Consider the following 18,840-nt stretch of genomic DNA (forward strand, 5'->3'; position numbering starts at 1 on the left):
GGAGGAAGCACAGCGATAGCGGCGGCCGTCCGCCCACTCCGTCGCTGCGCGCCACCTCCCCCTGGCGGGGGAGGATCGAAGCAGGTTCTCTAAAACCCCCGCAGCCACTCCGCGATCATCGCCCGCCCCGCCGCGACCGCATCCGGCCCGTGCCGCTCATGCTGGGCGCGCAATTGATCGAGCGTCAGCCCGGCCTCCCCGACATAGTCCTCGGCCCCGTCGAGCCACTCCTCGAAGCGCCGATCCTCGCCCATCTCGGCATGGAACTGCAGCGCCAGCAGCTCCGGACCCCGGCGGAACGCCTGATGGCGATAGGCGTCGGTCGAAGCAAGCAGCTCGACATTCTCGGGCAGCGGGAAGGTGTCGCCATGCCAGTGCAGCACCGGCACGCCCGCGACATGCCGCAACGGCGACTCCGCCCCCGCCGCATTCAGCGCGACCGGCGCGAAGCCCACTTCCTTGACCGGCCCCGGATAGACCTTCGCCCCCATCGCCGCGGCGATCATCTGCGCGCCCAGGCATACGCCCAGCGTCGGCAGGCCGAGCGAGATGCGGCTCGCCAGCCGGTCGATCTCGCAATCGATCCACGGGTTGGCGTCGCGCTCGTACACGCCCATCGGCCCGCCCATCAGGATCAGCAGGTCGGGCGCGTTGAAGTTGACCCGCGCGAACTCCGGGTCGGTCACGTCGATCCGGTCGAGCGCATAGCCCGCTTCCTCCACCGGCTGGCGGAACCCGGCGATGCCCTCATAGGGCGTGTGGCGGATGATCAGACCCTTCTTCATGCCGCCAACGTAACCAGATTGCAGCTCCGCTCGAAACAAGCGTTCATTTCCCCGGTTCGTGCTGAGCTTGTCGAAGCACTGCCTTCTTCCTGCCGGACGCGGACAGACCCTTCGACAGGCTCAGGGCGAACGGGGTCGCGCGATCAATCCCCGGTCAGGATACGGTCGACCAGCTGCTTCACCGTCGGCACGAACCCGTTTGAATAGAAGGGGTCGCGCTTGAAATTATACGCGGCGTGGCCGGCGAACATCAGATTCTGGTCAGTGTCGCCGCCATGCGCGATGTCCTGCAGCGTCTTTTGGATGCAGAAGCTGCGCGGATCGGCCAGGCGCCCGGTCGAATTGGTCTCGGTATCCGCCCAGGACGAGAAGCTGCACTGGCTGAGGCAGCCCATGCAGTCGGCCTGATCCTTGCGGATCGTCTGCTTCTCCGCCGTATCGACGAAGATCAGCGTGTTGTCGGGGGTCTTGAGCGCGTCGGTGAAGCCCAGCCCAACCCATTCACGCGCGCGCAGCAGGTCGCCCCGCGTCACCCAGAAATTCTTGCCCTTGACCCCCGCGTCGAGCTGGAAGGTGTGGTCGCCCGCCTCTTCGGTCGAATAGGGGATCTGGCGCTCCGAGCGCGCCTCGAGGTTGCGCAGGAACGGGTTGCGCACCGCCGATGAATAGAATCCGGTGGGGGAGAAGCGGTGGAGCAGCACGTCGCCCTCCTCGATCTCCATCAGCTTGGCCTTCCACCCCTCGGGAATCGGGCTTTCCTGAGTCAGCAGCGGGCGCGTGCCGAACTGGAAGGCGATCGTGCCCAGCTCGGGATTGTCGATCCAGTCGTTCCAGTCGCGCAGATACCAGACGCCGCCCGCCATCACGATCGGCACGTCGTCCGAAATGCCGCCCTCGCGCATCACCGCGCGCAGCTCTTTCACGCGGGGGTAAGGATCCTGCGGCGCGCGCGGGTCCTCGGCGTTGGACAGGCCATTGTGCCCGCCGGCCAGCCACGGATCCTCGTAGACCACCGCCGCCAGCCATTCCGACGCCTTGGAATAGGCGCGCTTCCACAGCGCGCGGAACGCACGGCCCGAGGAGACGATCGGCAGATAGTTGACGCCATAGGACGCCGCGATCTCGCTCAACTTGTAGGGCATGCCCGCACCGCAGGTGACGCCCGCGACCATGCCGCGCGTGCGCTCGAGCACGCCGTGCAGCACCCGCTGCGCGCCGCCCATCTCCCACAGCACGTTGATGTTGATGGCACCCTTGCCCCCGGCGATCTCGAACGCGCGCTTCACCTGCTGCACCGCGCCCTCGATGGCGTAGGCGATCAGCTCCTCATGCCGCTCGCGGCGGGTCAGCGCGTTATAGACCTGCGGGATGATCTTGCCTTCGGCGTCGTAGCTGTCGGCGTTGACCGCGCTCACCGTGCCGATCCCGCCCGCCGCTGCCCAGGCCCCCGCCGAGGCATGATTGGTCGCCGCAACCCCCTTGCCGCCCTCCACGAGAGGCCAGACTTCCTGACCATTGTAGATGATCGGCTTCAAACCCTTGAACAACGAAGACCCTCCGGAAAAATTCGCGCGACTCTAGCCGCGATCGCCCCGCTTAGCGAGGGGAATCAGGAGACCTTATCCCAAGGCCCCGGGGCGCCCCACGGCCTCCGCATAGAGCGCGGCATAGGCGGCGATCATCGCCTTCTCGTCGAACAACGCACGGGCGCGCGCCTGGTTCGCCTTGCCCAGTGATGCGCGCACTTCGGGCATCGATGCCAGCGTCTCGATCCGGTCGCGCAACTGCACCGCGCTCCAGTCCTCGGAGATCAGGATCTGGTTCTCCGGCGCGATCATCTGCGCGACGTCACCCACCGGGGTCGACGCGACCGGCAGGCCCGCCGCCATCGCTTCCATCACCGCGATCGGCTGCTGCTCGCTCTTGGACGAGAGCGCGAAGATGTCGAACAGCCCCATATAGCGATGCGGCTCGGGCACGAAGCCGGGCAGCAGCACGGTCTTCTCCAGCCCCATATTGTCGATCGCATCCTGGATCGCCTCGCGCTCCGGCCCCTCGCCGACGATCACAAGCTGCGCGCGGCTCTTCATCCCGCCCATCGCACGCACCAGCATCGGCAGATCCTTGACCTCGCGCAGCCCCGCCACGGTGCCGACCACGACATGACCGGGCAGCCGCTTGAAGCCGGGGATCGCCCGCGCGTCGGGCTTGCGCGCATAAGCCGCGACGTCGATGCCGTTGGAGATGCGATGGACGCGCGCCGCAGGCTGCTTCCATGCCTTCTGCGCCACGCGCTCGAGCAGGTGCGAGGGCACCACCAGGCCATGCGCCGCGGGCAGCGCGATGCGGCGGTACATGTTGCGCACCGGATTGAGCCGCGCCGCCTCGTCGGCGTTGAAGCCGTCCTCGTGATGGATCACCGGCGGCACGTTCTTCGCGAACACCCGCTTCGCCATCACCCCGTCGATCGCACCCCAATTATAGGTGAGCACGAGGTCGAACCGCGCCATGAACCTGGCGATCGCCTCATAGCGCGCGACCGAAGGCTTGCCCGTCAGCGGCGGCGGGTTCTGCGCGATCTCGTAGCGGATGCCCCTGGCGATCGCGTCGTGCGCGCCATAGGCGCCCTCGACGCCCGAGACGATGACATGCTTCGCCCGGTCGCCGAACGCGTTCATCAGGCGGACGGCGCGCGCTTCCTTGCCGCCCAGGTCGAAGCTCGAATGCAGATGGAGGATGTTGAGAGCCATGCTGGGCGTGCTGCTTAACGCCCAATCCCGTGCCTTGCGAAAAAAAATCTGCGCGCCCGTCGATTCCGCCATCCTTCGCTCGTCGGGAAGATGACAGCGCGATCCCGCGCTGGCCAACGAAGGAGACCATCATGCGCAAGATCAACGCGACCGCCTTTGTCAGCCTCGACGGCGTGATGCAGGCACCCGGCGGCCCGGAGGAAGACCCCACCGGCGGCTTCGCATTCGGCGGCTGGACCGCCAGCTATTGGGGTCGGGACGAAATGCTGTGGCGCGCGATCGACGGCGTGTTCACCCGCCCGATCGACCTGCTGCTCGGCCGCAAGACCTACGACATCTTCGCCGCGCACTGGCCGTATATCCCGACCGATCCCGCTGCCGAAGGCTATGTCGAGGATCACGCCAGGATCGCCACGTTGTTCCGCCGCATCACCAAATATGTCGCCAGCCGCTCGCCGCTCGATCTCCAGTGGGAGAATAGCGAACAGCTTCAGGGCGATGTCGTCGATGCCCTGCGCAGCCTCAAGCAAAGCGACGGGCCTGATCTGCTCACCCAGGGATCGAGCGACCTGCTCCAGACCTTGTGGGCGGCGGATCTGATCGACGAGCTGCGGCTGTTCATCTTCCCGGTGACGCTCGGCAAGGGCAAGCGCCTGTTCGGCGCCGGCACGATCCCGGCCAGCTTCGAGATGGTCGAATCGCAGGTCTCGCCCAGCGGCGTCGTCATCGCCAGCTATCGCCGCGCGGGCGATGTCGAGGTCGGGTCGTTCGAGCTGCCCGAGCCGACCGAGGCCGAACTCAAGCGCCGCGCCGCGCTCGGCGATTGATGCCGGACGGGGCGGGCTCGCGTCCCGCCCTGCCGGTCAGGCGACCCGCGCCAGCAGCCGCTCGATCCCCGCGACGGCCTCGGGCTCGTCGAGCGTCGGGGCATGGCCGGTGCCGGGCACCGTCACCAGATCGCACCCCCTGGCCCGTTCGCGCATCGCCTCCGCGGTGGCAGGGGCGAGAATGTCCGAATTGGCGCCGCGCACCACCAGCAGCGGCTTGTCCCTGAGGCCATCGAAGGCGCGCCACATGTCCGGCCCCGCCTCGTTGCCCGGTACGCGGAACGGCTCGGCGATCTTCATGTCATAGTCGAGGACGATCCGGCCCGCGCTGTTGAGCCGGTAGAGCCGCTTGGCCATCGCCAGCCAGTCCTCGATCCCGTACGCCGGATAGACGTCGCCATTGGCCTCGGCGAGCGCGCGCGCCGCGTGGATCCAGGTCGGATGCCAGTTGGCCTTGCCGACATAGCCGCGAATCCGGCCCAGACCCGCCGCATCGATCTCCGGGCCGACGTCGTTCAGCACCGCGCCCGCGATCCGCTCGGGATGGGTCGATGCCATCAGCATCGTCAGGATCCCGCCGAGCGAGGTGCCGACCGCGACGAACCGCTCGAGCTTCAGCTCGGTGATCAGCGCCTCGATGTCCTGGAGATAGGTCAGCGGCACATAGCTCATCGGGTCCTTGGCATAGGCGCTCTCGCCCCGCCCGCGCAGCTCGACCGCGATCACCCGCCATTGCCCCGCCAGCCGCGCCGCGAGCGCCTCATAGTCGCGCGCATTGCGCGTCAGGCCCGGAATGCACAGCAAGGGCGGCTTGCCGTCCGGCCCCGGATAGTCGCGATAGTGCAGCCTCAGGCCGTCACCCGACCACCAATAGCCGTCGGTATAGGGAGCAAGGTTGCGCGCAGTCGCCATCGCGCCCCATATCGCCGCATGGCCGATTTCCCGCAAGCGCCGAGCTACGTTGCCGATCCCGCGATCCTCAAGCTCGGCGACGCCTTCTACGACGCGGTGGAGGCGGCCGACTTCCCCCGGGCCATCCTCCGCTTCCGCAACGATCGCGCGGCAGCCGAGATCGGGCTTGCAGGGCTGAGCGACCGCCAGTGGCTCGATCATTTCGCCCGCTTCCGGCCGCTCCCCGGCAACCTGCCCCGCCCGCTGGCGCTGCGCTATCACGGCCACCAGTTCCGCACCTACAATCCCGAGCTGGGCGACGGCCGCGGCTTCACCTTCGCGCAGATGCGCCGGCTTGACGGTGCACTGCTCGAACTCGGCACCAAGGGCTCCGGCCACACGCCATGGAGCCGCTTCGGCGATGGCCGCCTCACGCTCAAGGGCGGCGTGCGCGAGGTGCTGGCGACCGAGATGCTCGAGGCGCTGGGTGTCAAGACGTCGCGCAGCTTCTCGCTCATCGAGACCGGTGAGGCGCTTCAGCGCAACGACGAGCCCTCGCCCACCCGCTCGGCGGTGCTGGTGCGCATGAGCCTCGGCCATATCCGCATCGGCACCTTCCAGCGTCTCGCCTATTTCGGCGACACCGAGAATATGCGGCGGCTGGTCGATTATTGCCTGGCGGAGATGTACGGCGTCGAGCCGGGCGAGGATCCTGTCGCGCAATTCTTCGAGCTGGTGGTCGAGTCCACCGCCGCGCTGGCGGCGAGCTACATGGTCGCCGGCTTCGTCCATGGCGTGCTCAACACCGACAATATCAACGTGATGGGCGAGAGCTTCGACTATGGCCCATGGCGCTTCGCTCCGACCTTCGACCCCGGCTTCACCGCCGCCTATTTCGACCATGCCGGGCTCTACGCCTTCGGCCGCCAGCCCGACGCGATCCTGTGGAACGTGGCGCAGCTTGCCGTCTCGCTGCGCCTGATCAGCGAGGCGCCGCCGCTGATCGAGCGGCTCGAGCGGTTCGAGCCGCTCTACCGCCGCCACTATGCCGCCCCGCTCCTGCGTCGCCTCGGCCTCGCCGGCGGTGAGGCGGATGCGGATCGCGCCTGGCAGCTCAAGGACGCGATCGACGAGACGCTGATCGCGACGCAATGGCCGATCGACCGCTTCTTCTTCGATGGTTTTGGCGGCGCGCTGCCCGCCGGCTACGGCGCCGAGTGGGACAGGGTTCGCACAGCACTCGCCGGCTTCCCTCCCCTTCCCAGCGGCCGCGCGCATCCCTATTTCTCCGATGCCGAGCCATGCTCGATGCTGATCGACGAGGTAGAGACGATCTGGTCCGCAATCGATCGCGACGACAACTGGAGTCCGCTCCACGCCAAGGTCGCGGCGATCCGCCGCCTGGGTGAGGCACTGGGCAGTCGGACAGCGCATCGGTGAGGTGGAATCGCGCCGTCACTTGGTGCTAGAGCGGCCTCATCCTCAGGGGTCCAATCCGAAGAAAGAACAAATGTCCGGATCCGAAATCATCTCGACCGAACCTGCGACGGGCGCGGTCCTCTGGCGCCGCCAGATCGGCGACGTCGATGCCGAGGTCGCCGCGGCGCGGGCCAGCTGGGCCGATTGGGCCGCACGCCCGCTCGCCTACCGGATCGAGGCGCTGCGCCGCTTCGCCAACGTCGTCCGGCAGAAGTCCGACGCCTTCACCGACCTGATCGCGCGCGAGACCGGCAAGCCGATCTGGGAAGCGCGGACCGAGGTCGAGACCGTGATCGCCAAGGTCGACATCTCGGTCACCGCCTTCTCGGAACGCACCGGCCAGCGGCGGATCGATGCGCCGATGAACACCCGCCTCGCATTGCGGCACAAGCCGCATGGCGTGCTCGCCGTGCTCGGCCCCTATAACTTCCCGGCGCACCTCCCCAACGGCCACATCGTCCCGGCGCTGCTTGCGGGCAATGCGGTGGTGTTCAAGCCCTCCGAGAAGACCCCGGCAAGCGGCGCCTTCCTGGTCGAGTGCTTCCACGCCGCGGGCATTCCCGAAGGCTGCGTCCGCCTCCTGATCGGCGGGCCGGACGAGGGCAAGGCGCTCGCCGGGCATGACGGGATCGACGGGCTGCTCTTCACCGGCTCGGCGCGCACCGGCATCGCGCTCAACCGCGCCTTCGCCTCGAAGCCCGAGAAGATCCTTGCGCTGGAGATGGGCGGCAACAACCCGATCCTCGTCTGGTCGACGCCGGACATCTATTCCGCCGCGGTGCTCGTCATCCAGTCGGCCTTCACCTCCGCCGGCCAGCGCTGCACCGCCGCGCGGCGGCTGATCGTCGACGAGAAGCTCTACGACCCGCTCCTCGAGGAGGTGAACAAGCTGATCGGCCGCCTCATCGTCGGCGAGCCGCACGCCGATCCCGCGCCGTTCATGGGCCCGGTGATCGACAACGACACCGCCGACCTGCTCACCGAAAGCTTCCTCGAGCTGTCCTTCCGCGGCGGCCGGCCGCTGCGCCACATGGAGCGCCCGGTCGACGGCCGCCCCTTCGTGACTCCGGCGCTGATCGACATGACCGAGGCGAAGGAGAAGCCGGACGTCGAGCTGTTCGGGCCGATCCTTCAGGTGATCCGCGCCAGGACCTTCGAGGACGCGATCGCCGAGGCGAACAACACCCGCTACGGCCTTTCCGCATCGCTGGTGAGCCAGGATCCCAAGCTCTACGACCAGTTCTGGGCAAATATCCGCGCCGGCATCGTCAACTGGAACCGGCCGACCAACGGCGCCAGCTCGGCGGCGCCCTTTGGCGGGATCGGCTGGTCGGGCAATCACCGCCCGAGCGCCTTCTACGCCGCCGACTATTGCGCCTACCCGGTCGTGTCGTCCGAAGCGGAGCAGGCGCGCGTCAGCATCGGCATCGGCCTGCGCGAGGGGTGAGCGCACGGGCAAAGTCGCTGATCGTCACCGGGGGCGGCCGTGGCATTGGGCGCGCCACCGCGCTCGCCGCGGCGAGCGCGGGCTGGGCGGTGACGCTCAGCCATGTGTCGGACGCGCAGGCGGCGCAGGCGACCGTTGCCGAGATCGAGGCCAAAGGTGGCGCCGCGCAGGCGCTGCGCGCCGATGTCCGCGACGAAGGTGAGGTGATCGCCCTGTTCGACGCCGCTTCCGCTCGCTTCGGCGGGATCGACGGCGTGGCGGCCAATGCCGGCATCGTCGATCAGGCCGCGCCGCTCGCCGACATGACGCTCGACCGGTGGCGCCGGATGATCGACATCAACCTGATCGGTGCGCTGCTCACCGCACGCGAGGCGGCACGGCGGATGCCGCTAGACCGGGGCGGGCGCGGCGGCGCGATCGTGCTGGTCTCGTCGATCGCCTCGCGCCTCGGCGCACCCTTCGAATATGTCGACTATGCCGCGACCAAGGGCGCGGTCGACACGCTCACCGTCGGCTTGTCGAAGGAACTTGCTCCCCATGGGGTGCGCGTCAACGCGGTGCGCCCCGGCCTGATCGAGACCGATATCCACGCCAGCGGCGGACGGCCCGGCCGCGCCGGAGAGCTGGGCGCGCAGACGCCGATCGGTCGCCCCGGCACCGCGCAGGAAGTCGCCGATGCGATCCTCTGGCTGCTCGGCGAGGAGGCTTCCTATGTGACCGGCTCCTTCCTCGATATCGGCGGCGGCCGCTAGTGTATCCACTGCCCTGCGACGAACCGCGGAACCATGCCCCCCGCAAATGAATTATGCGCCGCGTGACCTTCCTGCCCGACGCATCTCCCCGTTTCACCCGTGCCCGACGCCTCCACCGCGAAGCCGCCAACTGCCTGGCGCTTGCCGTGGCGCAGAAGGACCTCGCCTTCGCGGGCGAGCTGATCGACGAAGCGATGCGCCTTACCCGGCGCGCCCGCGAGCTTGCCGCCTAGGGTTCCCAAAGATTCCCTAGGCTAGCCCCAAGCAACCATCGGTTGCCGCGAACGTCACCGCGGCCCATCTGCCACCCATGGCTTCCCTGCTCGATCCTTCCGCGCGCGGGCGCGTGATTCTGGTCGGTGCTGGCCCGGGCGATCCGGGCCTGCTCACCGTGCGCGCCGTCGAGGCGCTGAAGGCGGCCGACTTGCTCGTCCATGATGGGCTGGTCGATCCGCGCGTGCTCGACCTCGCGCCCCAGGCGCACCGCATCTCGGTCGCCAAGCGCCGCTCGAAGCACACCGTGCCGCAGGACGGGATCAACGCGCTGATCATCGCGCATGTGAAGACCGGTGCGATCGTCGTTCGCCTCAAGGGCGGCGACCCCTTCATCTTCGGCCGCGGCGGCGAAGAGGTCGAGGCGGTGCGCGCCGCCGGCCTGCCCGTCGAGGTCATCCCCGGCGTCAGCGCCGCGCTCGGCGGCGCGGCCGAAGCGATGCTCCCGCTCACCCATCGCGACTGGTCGAGCGCGGTCACCTTCGTCGCGGGCCAGTGCAAGGGGCTGACCGATCAGGACTGGTCGGGCCTCGCCGGCAAGGGTCGTACCCTGGTCATCTACATGGGCGTGCAGACCTGTCCTGACATCGCCGAGAAACTGATGCGCGACGGCGTCGCCCCCGACATGCCGGTGGCGGTGCTCGAGCGCGCCACGCTCGACGGCAGCCGCGCGATGAAGACGCTGCTCGCCGATCTCGGCCCGATGGTCGAGCGCGAGAAGGTCCAGAGCCCCGCGATCATCGTCGTCGGCGAGGTCGTCGCGCTCTCCGACGCGCAGGACAAGCTCGCCAACTGGGCGAAGAAGGCCGAACTGATGCACGGATTCGACTTGTGAAGATCCTCACCGGAAACGACCTGCCCACGGGCGACGTCACTTGGTGGACCGGCACCGGCTGGTCGCGCCATGTCGAGGACGCCGTCGATGTCGGCGACCAGGGCGAGGCGATCGCCCATGCCGAGGAAGGCGCGCGCCGCGTCAACGGCCCCTACGTGATCGACGCCACGCAAACCCCCAAGGGCCCGCGCCCCGCGCACATCAAGGACCGCATCCGCGCGCTCGGCCCCACCGTGCGCCCGGACCTCACCTTGAAGCCCGCGGATCCGAATGCGGGGAGCTGGGTGATATGATCCAGATCCGTCGCCCCAGCGGAAGCTGGGGCCTCCCTCCCCAAGCGATGCGTTCGCGGCGCGAGACCCCAGCTTTCGCTGGGGTGACGAGGTAAGCGATGTACAAATACGACGAATATGACCACTCGATCGTGGCCTCGCGCGTCGAGGAGTTCCGCGACCAGGTGAATCGCCGCCTCGCCGGCCAGATCACCGAGGACCAGTTCAAGCCGCTCCGGCTGATGAACGGCCTCTACCTCCAGCTCCACGCCTATATGCTTCGCGTCGCGGTGCCCTATGGCACGCTCGACAGCCGCCAGATGCGTATGCTCGCCCACATCGCGCGCAAGTACGACCGCGACTACGGCCATTTCACCACGCGCCAGAACATCCAGTACAACTGGATCAAGCTCGAGGACGCGCCCGACATCCTCGCCGAGCTGGCGACAGTCGAGATGCATGCCATCCAAACCTCCGGCAATTGCATCCGCAATATCAGTTCGGACCAGTACGCCGGTGCCGCTGCAGACGAGCTAACCGATCCGCGCCCTTGGGCCGAGCTCCTGCGCCAGTGGAGCACTTTCCACCCCGAATTCAGCTACCTCCCGCGCAAGTTCAAGATCGCGGTGATCGCCGCGGAGGAGGATCGCGCCGCGATGCGCCTCCACGATATCGGCCTCCAGATCGTCGAGAAGGATGGCCGCCACGGCGTCGCCGTCTATGTCGGCGGCGGCATGGGCCGCACCCCGATGATCGCGCCGCTGATCAAGGATTTCGTGCCGTTCGAGGAGTTCGTCAGCTATCTCGAGGCGTGCCTGCGCGTCTACAATCGCTATGGCCGCCGCGACAATATCTACAAGGCGCGGATCAAGATCCTCGTCCACGAGATTGGCGCGGAGAAATATGCCGCCGAGGTCGAGGCCGAGCATGCGCAGGTCAGGAAGCTCGACATCGATCCGCCCCGCGCGGAGTTCGACCGCATCGCCGCGCATTTCGCCGACCCTGCGTTCCAGACCGGCCTGTCCGACGACATCGACCGCAGCGATCCCGACTTCGCCGTCTGGCTCGACCAGAATGTCGCCGCGCACAAGCAGCCCGGCTACGCCATCGTCAACATCAGCCTGAAGCCCACCGGCGGCATTCCCGGCGACGCTTCCTCCGCGCAGATCGACCTGATGGCCGACCTCGCCGAGAAGCACAGCTTCGACGAACTGCGCGTCACCCACGCCCAGAACATCGTGCTGCCGCATGTGAAGAAGGCCGATCTCTACACCATCTGGCAGCAGCTGCGCGAAGCCGGCCTGGCCGAGGCGAACCTCGGCCTCGTCACCGACATCATCGCCTGCCCCGGCCTCGATTATTGCAGCCTCGCCAACGCCCGCTCGATCCCGGTGGCGCAAAAGATCGCGACCCGCTTCGCCGATCTCGACCGCCAGCGCGACATCGGCGAATTGAAGCTCAAGATCAGCGGCTGCATCAACGCCTGCGGCCACCACCATGCCGGGCATATCGGCATCCTCGGCGTCGACCGGAAGGGCGTCGAGAACTACCAGCTCTCGCTCGGCGGCTCGGGCGCAGAAGACGTGTCGCTTGGCCAGATCACCGGCCCGGGCTTCAGCGAGGACGGCATCGTCGATGCGGTCGAGAAGGCGACCAACGTCTATCTCGCGCAGCGTCAGCAGGGCGAGCGCTTCGTCGACACCTATCGCCGCATCGGCATGGCCCCGTTCAAGGAGGCCATCTATGGCTGATCCGCATCTGCGCTTCCGTACCGACGACGCGCATGACGAGCCGGCGGTGACGCTCGACTCGTTCCTCGGCCAATCCAACGCCACCGCGGTCCGCATCGAAAGCGGTGAGGATGCGCGCGCGCTCCTGCCCCACCTCGACCGGCTGTCGCTGGTGGAAGTCAGCTTCCCCAAGTTCCGCGACGGCCGCGGCTACAGCTCCGCGCGCATCCTGCGCGAGGCTGGCTATACCGGCGAGTTGCGCGCGCAGGGCGATGTGCTGGTCGACCAGATCCCGCTGATGCGCCGCTGCGGCTTCGACAGCTTTGCGCCTGAAGCGCCGGTCGACGAAGCGACGCTCGCCGCCAGCCTCGCGCGCTACGACTATGTCTATCAGGGCGCGGCCGACCTCGCCGTGCCGGTCTGGAAACGGCGGCATGGCTAGCGTGACCGCCCGCAAGATCGACCGCATCGATACGGCTCCGGCCTTCACGGAGCGCGACGCCCTGCGTCTCAACAACCTCTTCCGCGGGGTGCCCACGGTCGAGATGCTGCGCACCGTGCTCGCCGAGCAGATGGTCGGCGAGGTCGCGATCGTCTCCTCTTTCGGCGCGGAATCGGCCGTCCTCCTCCACCTCGTCGCCTCGATCGATCCGTCGGTGCCGGTGATCTTTCTCGATACCGGCAAGCATTTCCCAGAAACGCTCGCCTATCGCGATGAACTGGTCGCGCGCCTCGGCCTCACCGATCTGCGCATCGTCACGCCCGATGCCGAGACGATCGCGAAGAGGGACGAGACCGGCCTGCGCTGGTCCTACGATCCCGATGGCTGCTGCGAGATCCGCAAGGTGATCCCGCTCGACAAGGCGATGGCCGGCTTCGACGCCAGCATCACCGGGCGCAAGGCGTTCCAGGCATCGACCCGCAATGCCCTTCCCCGGTTCGAGGTGGACGCGGCGGGCAAGCTCAAGATCAACCCGCTCGCCGACTGGACCAAGGCCGATCTCGACGCCTATTTCGTCGAGCACGATCTGCCGCCGCATCCGCTGGTGGCCGAAGGCTATCTCTCGATCGGCTGCGCGCCCTGCACCAGCAAGGTGAAGCCGGGCGAAGACCCGCGCTCGGGCCGCTGGGTCGGCTGGGACAAGACCGAATGCGGCATCCACACCCCCGTCGCGGACGGCGATCCCGACCAGCCGGTATTCTGATCGGTCACGCGAACAGCGGCGCGCTCACCAGCATCAGCAGCAGGCTTCCGATCATCGCGATCGACGCATGCCCGAAGCCGGCGGCGAGACCGCGATCGAGATGTTGCGCGAACCAGCGCGCCTGCACCGATCCGAAGATGAGCAGCGTAATCGCGCCAAGCGCCAGACCGGCAAGCTGGACCTCGAACCAGTCGATCTGGATCAATATCCCCGCCACGCTCATCATCAGCGCGAACGGCGCAGCGGCATAGCATTGCGCATAGAAGGGGCGGCGCAGCGTATCGCGGGTCAGCCCGCGGTGCTGGGCCCGCACCATCTCGGTCGCGAACACGAGCGGGAAGACGCTGAAGACCACAAGGCGCATCAGTAGCAAGCTGGTGTCATCGTCCACCAGAGCGGCCAGCCGCTGGTGGCTGGCGATCAGCGGGCTGTCCCCCACCACGAGCAGCTCGAGCGCATGCGCGAGAAGAAGCGAAACCAGCAGGAAGAGCGGCGGACGCAGCGTATCGACATATTGCTCCGCCTCGGCCTGTCCGAGCTCATGGTCCGAATAGTCCATCATCCGGACCGGCCGGGTCAGCGCGCGCCACAGCGTGACCGGATAGAAGATCAGCCACGACATGACTTCGTAGAGGAGTTCGTCGAGCGACTTCAGCAATTGCGCGAAATGCATTGCGACGAACCCTTTCGTGCCGGGAGCAGCGCTTCTATTCCTCATTCATGGGCTGCGGAACCGCGACTCGGCAAGTGCCGTATCGCTGCTGCAACGACAGGGAGCACATTGATGAAGACCGGATATCCTTTCCTTGCCGCAGCAGCGCTCGCGGGGACGGGCTTGCCCGCCGCCGCGGCGGCGCAGGACACGCCTTATGACCTTCGCGACATGGTCTATGCCCGCGCTGGGCAGGCCGAAGCCGAATTGCAGCGGCGCGGCTATGTCGCCGTGCGCTCCGAGACGGGCAGCGACCGCATCTGGACCAATTGGTGGAACGCCGATCGCCGCCAGTGCGTCTCGATCGTGACGCGCAACGGCCGCTACGATTCGATCGTCACCGCGCCCGCAGCCGATTGCCGCGGCGGCAACCGGCCCGGCCGTCCCGATCGCCCGGGCTGGGGCGGCGGCCCCAACTGGCCCGGCGGGCGGCCGATCTCGCTCGGCCTCGTCTGCTTCGGCGAGGGACAGAAGCCCGGCGCGGCCAATCGCTGGGGATGGCAGTGGAATTGGGACAGCGGCCGCTACGACTTCGGCAACCGCACCCAGCTCACGACGCAACAATTCGATGCGTCGGTGATGATCCAGCTGTGGGACGGCGGCGGCCGCATCCGCCTGCCGCGCGCGCTGATCCCGCCGATCCATTCGGGCGGCAGCACGCGCGACGGCTGGTGGGACCTGTACGATGTCTCTCAGGACCGCGGCCAGATCCGTGCCACCTATCGCCTGAATGGTCCCAACAGGCCGCGCGTGACGATCGACCGGCGCAGCGGGCGAATCCGCATCCAGGGCATCTACAACTACGGTTTCAACGGCAGCTGCGACACGATCGACGGCGCGCGCCACCAGCGTTTCTGACCCGGTTTCCGCCGGTCGCCGCGCTCCGCGCACCGTTGGTCGCGGGCCATCGGCCGGTCCTGCCGCCAAATCGCCCCTTGTCCGTTGGGAGGCCGCCGAAGCGCGCGGGAATCTCCCGTGCGCCGGAAAAAGGGATGCCTTCTATGCGTAAAACCACCCTGGTGCTGACGGGCCTGGCCGCGCTCACGCTCGCCGCCTGCTCGAAGAATGACGAGGCCGTCGCCTCCGCGCCGCCGCCCCCGCCCGGCGCGGTCGCCGGATCGGTCGCCGCCGACCGCGACGGGGACGGCATCATCGACGGCTATTACACCGCCGATGGCATCTATCACCCCAACGCACCCGCGCTTCCGCCGCCTCCGCCGCCGGCGCCGACCCGGCGGGGAGAACGGGGCTGATCGTCATGCTTCGGGGGATGCGGCACGCCCGCATTCCCGTCGCTTTCGCCGCCGTCCTGCTTTGCGCCGCCGCGGGCGGCGCTGCCACGGCGCAACGCGCACGGGTGGCAGACGCCCGGATGGGACCGGTCGCCACGGCGATCCGGGCCGAAGCCGGCGGCGATCTCCGGAAATTCTACGCCGCGCGCAACTATCGTCCGCTCTGGGCCGCCACGGGCCGGATCGGTCCTGAGGCCGCGACCTTGCTCGGCTATCTCCGCTCGGCGCGGCTCGATGGCCTCGATCCCGCGGACTATGACGTCGATGGCCTCCGCCAGTCGATCGCCGCGGCGCGGACTCCGCAGCAGATCGCCCGCGCCGAGCTCGCTTTGTCCGCCGCCTTCGCCCGCTACGTCCGCGATCAGCGCGAGCCGGGCGACGCGGAGATGACCTTCGCGGACAAGAAGCTGCGCCCGGGCAAGCTCTCGGAAGAGACCGTGCTGCGCGCCGCTGCCTTCCCGAAGAATTTCACCGCCTATGTCGCCGGCATGGGCTGGATGAGCGAGCATTATGTCCGCCTCCGCGCGCTGATGAAGCGCGCCCGCGACGACGGTGCGACGCGCGCGACGCTCGACCGGCTCGCGCTCAACCTCGATCGCGCGCGCCTGCTACCCGGCCCCGCGGTGCGCCACATCGTTGTCGACGCCTCCTCCGGGCGCCTCTGGTACTATCAGGCGGGCAAGCAGGTCGGCACGATGCGCGTCGTGGTCGGCGCGCCCGAAACGCAGACGCCGATGCTCGCCGGTATGCTGCAATGGGCGGTCCTCAACCCCTATTGGAACGTGCCCGACTATCTCGTCCGCGACGATGTCGCGCCCAAGGTGCTGGCCGGGCGCTCGCTCTCCTCGCTCAAGATGGAGGCGCTCGACGGCTGGGGCAGCAATGCCGCGAAGATTCCCTCCGCCAGCATCGACTGGAGTGCCGTTGCCGCCGGCCGCAGGATCCCCCGCGTGCGCGAGCTGCCCTGGGCGGGCAATTCGATGGGCAAGGCCAAGTTCCTGTTCCCCAACAAGCTCGGCATCTACCTGCACGACACGCCCAAACGCGATCTGCTCAAGAAGGAAAACCGCCATTTCAGCAATGGCTGCATCCGGCTGGAGGATGCGGCGACACTCGGCCGCTGGCTGCTGCAAAGGCCGCTACGCGCGCCGTCAAAGGCACCCGAGCAGGCCGTGGCGCTGCCGGTTCAGGTCCCGGTCTACCTAACCTATCTCACCGCCACCCCGACTAAGAAGGGCATCGGCTTCCGCAAGGACGTCTATGGCCGCGACGGCTGAAGCCTCCCAATCCTCCCTCGCCAGGGGGAGGTGACGCGCGTAGCGCGACGGAGGGGGAGGAATCACGACACTCGAGCATGCTGGCATCCGCTCCCTCCGTCAGTTGCGCTGACACCGTGCGAGGTCGGTCGTGCCCCCAGCACGACCTTGGATTGCCGGGGGCAATCCAACCTCGCGCTCCCCGCCAAGGGGAGGATAGGGCTTTCTCAATCCCCGTACGGGCTGCTGACATCGCCCGCATAGTCGCTGAACCGGGTGATGTTCGGCTCGAATTTGAGCGTCACCTTGCCGGTCGCGCCGTGGCGCTGCTTGGCGATGATCAACTCGGCCAGGCCGAACACGCGCTCCATCTCTAGCGCCCATTTCGCGTGGTCCTCAAACGTCTTGGGATCGTCGCCCTCGCGCGGCCTTTTGGGCTCGCGCGCCGCCACGTAGTAATCCTCGCGGAACACGAACCACACCATGTCGGCGTCCTGCTCGATTGAGCCCGATTCGCGCAGGTCCGACAGCATCGGTCTTTTGTCCTCGCGCGACTCAACGGCACGGCTCAGCTGCGACAGCGCGATCACCGGCACGTTGATGTCCTTGGCCAGCGTCTTGAGGCCGCGGCTGATCTCCGAAATCTCCTGCACGCGGTTGCCGTCGCGATTGTTGCCGCTGCCCTGCAGCAGCTGGAGATAATCGACGATCACCATGCCCAGCTCGCCGTCATGCTTGGACTGGAGTCGGCGCACGCGGCTGTGCAGCGCGCTGATCGTCAGGCCGGCGGTATCGTCGATATAGAGCGGCAGCTGCTCCAGATCCGCCGCCGCCGCTGCCAGCTGCGCGAACTCCGCCTTGCTGATATTGCCCATGCGCAGCGCTTCGGAGGCGATCTTCGATTGCTCGGACAGGATGCGCAGCGCCAGCTGGTCCGCCGACATTTCGAGGCTGAAGAACGCCACCTTCGCCCCGATCGACTGCTTCGGCGGGATTCCCAGCCGGATGTCGTCCATCAGCCGCCGCGCGGCGTTGTAGGCGATGTTCGTCACGAGCGAGGTCTTGCCCATGCCCGGGCGCCCGGCGAGGATGATCAGGTCCGAATGGTGCAAGCCGCCGATCCGGCTGTTGACCGAATCGAAGCCGGTGGTGACGCCCGCCACGCCGCCGCCCGCGCTTTGCGCCTTCTTGGCGTTCTCCAGCGCGATCTTGGTCGCCTCGTTGAACGTCTTGACGGTGTTCGCCGTCCCGCCGTCCGCCGCGACCTTGAACAGCGCCTCCTCGGCCTTGTCGATCTGCTCGCGCGGGTTGACGTCCTCGCTGGTGTCGAGCGCCTTCTCGACCATGTTGCGCCCGACCGTGACCAGCTCGCGCAGCAAGGCGAGGTCATAGATCTGCCGCGCGAACTGCCGCGCGCCGATCAGCCCCGCGCCCGATCCGGTGAGCTGAGCGAGATAGGCCGGCCCGCCCAGCGTCGCCATGCCCTCGTCCTTCTCGAACAGCGGCCGCAGCGTCACCGGCGTCGCCAGCATGTCGCTTTTGCGCAGCGTCTTGATCGCCTTGAAGATGCGCCCGTGCACCGGCTCGAAGAAGTGCTGGTCCTGGATCACCTCGACGATGTCGTCGGCCAGCCGGTTGTCGATCATCATCGCGCCGAGCAGCGCCGCCTCGGCCTCGACATTCTGGGGCAGCCGCGGGGCGGCATCCGCCGGAGCGGGTGGAATCGATGCAAGCGTGGCCATGCCCGCTTATCCACCCCCGCGGCCCGGCGCTCAAGCGCCACGCGGCTGTTTAACATGTGGACGAGTGACCGGCACCGACCCTAGATGGCACAGCATGAGCGACCCGCGGATCATCGACGTCACGCTGGACGAGCGCACGATCCTGTGGCGCTCGGCGGATATCGAGCAGGAGCGCCGCATCGCGATCTTCGACCTGATCGAGGAGAACAGCTTCGCCCCGCAGCGCGCCTATCCCGATGGCTATGCCGGACCCTACCGCATCGCCCTGTCGGTGCAGGAAGGGCGGCTTCAGCTCGACATCAAGCGCGACGACGACAGCCTGCTGGAGACGCTGATCCTCGGCCTGGCGCGCTTTCGCCGCCCGATCCGCGACTATTTCGCGATCTGCGACAGCTATTTCCAGGCGATCCGCCATTCCACGCCGGCCCAGATCGAAACGATCGACATGGCGCGCCGCGGCATCCATGACGATGCCGCACGCACGCTGATCGAGCGGCTGGAGGGCAAGATCGAGATCGATTTCGCGACCGCGCGGCGGCTGTTCACGCTGATCTGCGTGCTGCATATCAAGGCTTGAACCAGGGGGAAGACG

Annotated in this window: 20 protein-coding genes; 14 read left to right on the forward strand and 6 right to left on the reverse strand. The window is 67.7% G+C overall.

Features of this window, described 5'->3' with window-relative positions:
* Positions 1-89 precede the first annotated feature (89 nt).
* The 3 genes from VGD28_RS07730 to VGD28_RS07740 form a co-directional block, all read right to left on the reverse strand.
* Positions 90-785 (reverse strand): glutamine amidotransferase, encoded by a 696-nt coding sequence (locus VGD28_RS07730; RefSeq protein WP_331027757.1) that lies wholly within the window; start codon positions 783-785, stop codon positions 90-92.
* Positions 786-928: 143 nt separating this feature from the next.
* The gene (locus VGD28_RS07735; RefSeq protein ID WP_331027758.1) at positions 929-2,332 is read right to left on the reverse strand and encodes an NAD(P)H-dependent flavin oxidoreductase; all 1,404 of its coding nucleotides are present in this window, start codon (positions 2,330-2,332) and stop codon (positions 929-931) included.
* Between the two features lie 72 nt (positions 2,333-2,404).
* Positions 2,405-3,535, reverse strand: a complete 1,131-nt coding sequence (locus VGD28_RS07740) for a glycosyltransferase family 4 protein (protein WP_331027759.1) — start codon at positions 3,533-3,535, stop codon at positions 2,405-2,407.
* A 131-nt stretch (positions 3,536-3,666) separates the two neighbouring features.
* Between VGD28_RS07740 and VGD28_RS07745 the strand changes: the two genes are divergently transcribed.
* Entirely contained in the window at positions 3,667-4,362 is a 696-nt protein-coding gene (locus VGD28_RS07745; RefSeq protein ID WP_331027760.1) for a dihydrofolate reductase family protein, read from the forward strand.
* 36 nt (positions 4,363-4,398) lie between these two features.
* Here the strand turns inward: VGD28_RS07745 and VGD28_RS07750 are convergent, their stop codons facing one another.
* Complete coding sequence (locus VGD28_RS07750) at positions 4,399-5,274, reverse strand: alpha/beta hydrolase (protein WP_331027761.1); 876 nt, start codon at positions 5,272-5,274, stop codon at positions 4,399-4,401.
* 18 nt (positions 5,275-5,292) lie between these two features.
* Between VGD28_RS07750 and VGD28_RS07755 the strand changes: the two genes are divergently transcribed.
* The 9 genes from VGD28_RS07755 (at position 5,293) to VGD28_RS07795 (ending at position 13,246) form a co-directional block, all read left to right on the forward strand.
* On the forward strand, positions 5,293-6,693 hold the full coding sequence (locus tag VGD28_RS07755) for a protein adenylyltransferase SelO family protein (RefSeq protein WP_331027762.1): 1,401 nt from the start codon (positions 5,293-5,295) through the stop codon (positions 6,691-6,693).
* A 70-nt stretch (positions 6,694-6,763) separates the two neighbouring features.
* Positions 6,764-8,179: a succinylglutamate-semialdehyde dehydrogenase gene (gene astD / locus VGD28_RS07760; protein WP_331027763.1), complete on the forward strand. Its 1,416-nt coding sequence runs from the start codon at positions 6,764-6,766 to the stop codon at positions 8,177-8,179.
* Positions 8,176-8,931 (forward strand): SDR family oxidoreductase, encoded by a 756-nt coding sequence (locus VGD28_RS07765; RefSeq protein ID WP_331027764.1) that lies wholly within the window; start codon positions 8,176-8,178, stop codon positions 8,929-8,931. The genes astD and VGD28_RS07765 overlap by 4 nt, the downstream gene beginning before the upstream one ends.
* A 53-nt stretch (positions 8,932-8,984) precedes the next feature.
* On the forward strand, positions 8,985-9,164 hold the full coding sequence (locus VGD28_RS07770) for a hypothetical protein (RefSeq protein WP_331027765.1): 180 nt from the start codon (positions 8,985-8,987) through the stop codon (positions 9,162-9,164).
* Between the two features lie 77 nt (positions 9,165-9,241).
* Entirely contained in the window at positions 9,242-10,039 is a 798-nt protein-coding gene (gene cobA / locus VGD28_RS07775) for a uroporphyrinogen-III C-methyltransferase (RefSeq protein ID WP_331027766.1), read from the forward strand.
* A complete protein-coding gene (locus VGD28_RS07780) occupies positions 10,036-10,332 on the forward strand; it encodes a DUF2849 domain-containing protein (RefSeq protein ID WP_331027767.1) in 297 nt (98 codons plus the stop codon). The genes cobA and VGD28_RS07780 overlap by 4 nt, the downstream gene beginning before the upstream one ends.
* Before the next feature lie 98 nt (positions 10,333-10,430).
* A complete protein-coding gene (locus tag VGD28_RS07785) occupies positions 10,431-12,062 on the forward strand; it encodes a nitrite/sulfite reductase (protein WP_331027768.1) in 1,632 nt (543 codons plus the stop codon).
* Positions 12,055-12,483: a DUF934 domain-containing protein gene (locus tag VGD28_RS07790; RefSeq protein ID WP_331027769.1), complete on the forward strand. Its 429-nt coding sequence runs from the start codon at positions 12,055-12,057 to the stop codon at positions 12,481-12,483. The genes VGD28_RS07785 and VGD28_RS07790 overlap by 8 nt, the downstream gene beginning before the upstream one ends.
* Positions 12,476-13,246: a phosphoadenylyl-sulfate reductase gene (locus VGD28_RS07795; protein WP_331027770.1), complete on the forward strand. Its 771-nt coding sequence runs from the start codon at positions 12,476-12,478 to the stop codon at positions 13,244-13,246. The genes VGD28_RS07790 and VGD28_RS07795 overlap by 8 nt, the downstream gene beginning before the upstream one ends.
* Positions 13,247-13,250: 4 nt before the next feature.
* Here VGD28_RS07795 and VGD28_RS07800 read toward each other — a convergent pair whose 3' ends face one another.
* Entirely contained in the window at positions 13,251-13,964 is a 714-nt protein-coding gene (locus VGD28_RS07800; protein WP_331027771.1) for a hypothetical protein, read from the reverse strand.
* A 66-nt stretch (positions 13,965-14,030) separates the two neighbouring features.
* On the opposite strand from VGD28_RS07800, the gene VGD28_RS07805 reads away from it, so the two are divergent.
* The 3 genes from VGD28_RS07805 (at position 14,031) to VGD28_RS07815 (ending at position 16,527) form a co-directional block, all read left to right on the forward strand.
* The gene (locus VGD28_RS07805) at positions 14,031-14,816 is read left to right on the forward strand and encodes a hypothetical protein (RefSeq protein ID WP_331027772.1); all 786 of its coding nucleotides are present in this window, start codon (positions 14,031-14,033) and stop codon (positions 14,814-14,816) included.
* A gap of 143 nt (positions 14,817-14,959) precedes the next feature.
* A complete protein-coding gene (locus VGD28_RS07810; RefSeq protein ID WP_331027773.1) occupies positions 14,960-15,211 on the forward strand; it encodes a hypothetical protein in 252 nt (83 codons plus the stop codon).
* Between the two features lie 17 nt (positions 15,212-15,228).
* Entirely contained in the window at positions 15,229-16,527 is a 1,299-nt protein-coding gene (locus VGD28_RS07815; protein ID WP_331027774.1) for a L,D-transpeptidase family protein, read from the forward strand.
* Between the two features lie 206 nt (positions 16,528-16,733).
* Here VGD28_RS07815 and VGD28_RS07820 read toward each other — a convergent pair whose 3' ends face one another.
* Complete coding sequence (locus tag VGD28_RS07820; protein WP_331027775.1) at positions 16,734-18,248, reverse strand: replicative DNA helicase; 1,515 nt, start codon at positions 18,246-18,248, stop codon at positions 16,734-16,736.
* Between the two features lie 94 nt (positions 18,249-18,342).
* Here VGD28_RS07820 and VGD28_RS07825 point away from each other — a divergent pair, with 94 nt between their 5' ends.
* A complete protein-coding gene (locus VGD28_RS07825) occupies positions 18,343-18,825 on the forward strand; it encodes a UPF0262 family protein (protein ID WP_331027776.1) in 483 nt (160 codons plus the stop codon).
* The last annotated feature ends 15 nt before the right edge of the window (positions 18,826-18,840 follow it).

The organism is Sphingomonas sp. (assembly GCF_036402235.1).
In the GTDB taxonomy this organism is placed as follows: Bacteria; Pseudomonadota; Alphaproteobacteria; order Sphingomonadales; family Sphingomonadaceae; genus Sphingomonas.

What these genes read in the sequence shown, in the direction of transcription:
- VGD28_RS07730 (WP_331027757.1), bottom strand. Translation starts at nt 785, where the DNA reads ATGAAGAAGGGTCTGATCATCCGCCACACGCCCTATGAGGGCATCGCC.
- VGD28_RS07740 (WP_331027759.1), bottom strand. Translation starts at nt 3,535, where the DNA reads ATGGCTCTCAACATCCTCCATCTGCATTCGAGCTTCGACCTGGGCGGC.
- VGD28_RS07745 (WP_331027760.1), top strand. Translation starts at nt 3,667, where the DNA reads ATGCGCAAGATCAACGCGACCGCCTTTGTCAGCCTCGACGGCGTGATG.
- VGD28_RS07750 (WP_331027761.1), bottom strand. Translation starts at nt 5,274, where the DNA reads ATGGCGACTGCGCGCAACCTTGCTCCCTATACCGACGGCTATTGGTGG.
- VGD28_RS07755 (WP_331027762.1), top strand. Translation starts at nt 5,293, where the DNA reads ATGGCCGATTTCCCGCAAGCGCCGAGCTACGTTGCCGATCCCGCGATC.
- astD (WP_331027763.1), top strand. Translation starts at nt 6,764, where the DNA reads ATGTCCGGATCCGAAATCATCTCGACCGAACCTGCGACGGGCGCGGTC.
- VGD28_RS07770 (WP_331027765.1), top strand. Translation starts at nt 8,985, where the DNA reads ATGCGCCGCGTGACCTTCCTGCCCGACGCATCTCCCCGTTTCACCCGT.
- cobA (WP_331027766.1), top strand. Translation starts at nt 9,242, where the DNA reads ATGGCTTCCCTGCTCGATCCTTCCGCGCGCGGGCGCGTGATTCTGGTC.
- VGD28_RS07785 (WP_331027768.1), top strand. Translation starts at nt 10,431, where the DNA reads ATGTACAAATACGACGAATATGACCACTCGATCGTGGCCTCGCGCGTC.
- VGD28_RS07790 (WP_331027769.1), top strand. Translation starts at nt 12,055, where the DNA reads ATGGCTGATCCGCATCTGCGCTTCCGTACCGACGACGCGCATGACGAG.
- VGD28_RS07795 (WP_331027770.1), top strand. Translation starts at nt 12,476, where the DNA reads ATGGCTAGCGTGACCGCCCGCAAGATCGACCGCATCGATACGGCTCCG.
- VGD28_RS07800 (WP_331027771.1), bottom strand. Translation starts at nt 13,964, where the DNA reads ATGAGGAATAGAAGCGCTGCTCCCGGCACGAAAGGGTTCGTCGCAATG.
- VGD28_RS07805 (WP_331027772.1), top strand. Translation starts at nt 14,031, where the DNA reads ATGAAGACCGGATATCCTTTCCTTGCCGCAGCAGCGCTCGCGGGGACG.
- VGD28_RS07810 (WP_331027773.1), top strand. Translation starts at nt 14,960, where the DNA reads ATGCGTAAAACCACCCTGGTGCTGACGGGCCTGGCCGCGCTCACGCTC.
- VGD28_RS07815 (WP_331027774.1), top strand. Translation starts at nt 15,229, where the DNA reads ATGCGGCACGCCCGCATTCCCGTCGCTTTCGCCGCCGTCCTGCTTTGC.
- VGD28_RS07820 (WP_331027775.1), bottom strand. Translation starts at nt 18,248, where the DNA reads ATGGCCACGCTTGCATCGATTCCACCCGCTCCGGCGGATGCCGCCCCG.
- VGD28_RS07825 (WP_331027776.1), top strand. Translation starts at nt 18,343, where the DNA reads ATGAGCGACCCGCGGATCATCGACGTCACGCTGGACGAGCGCACGATC.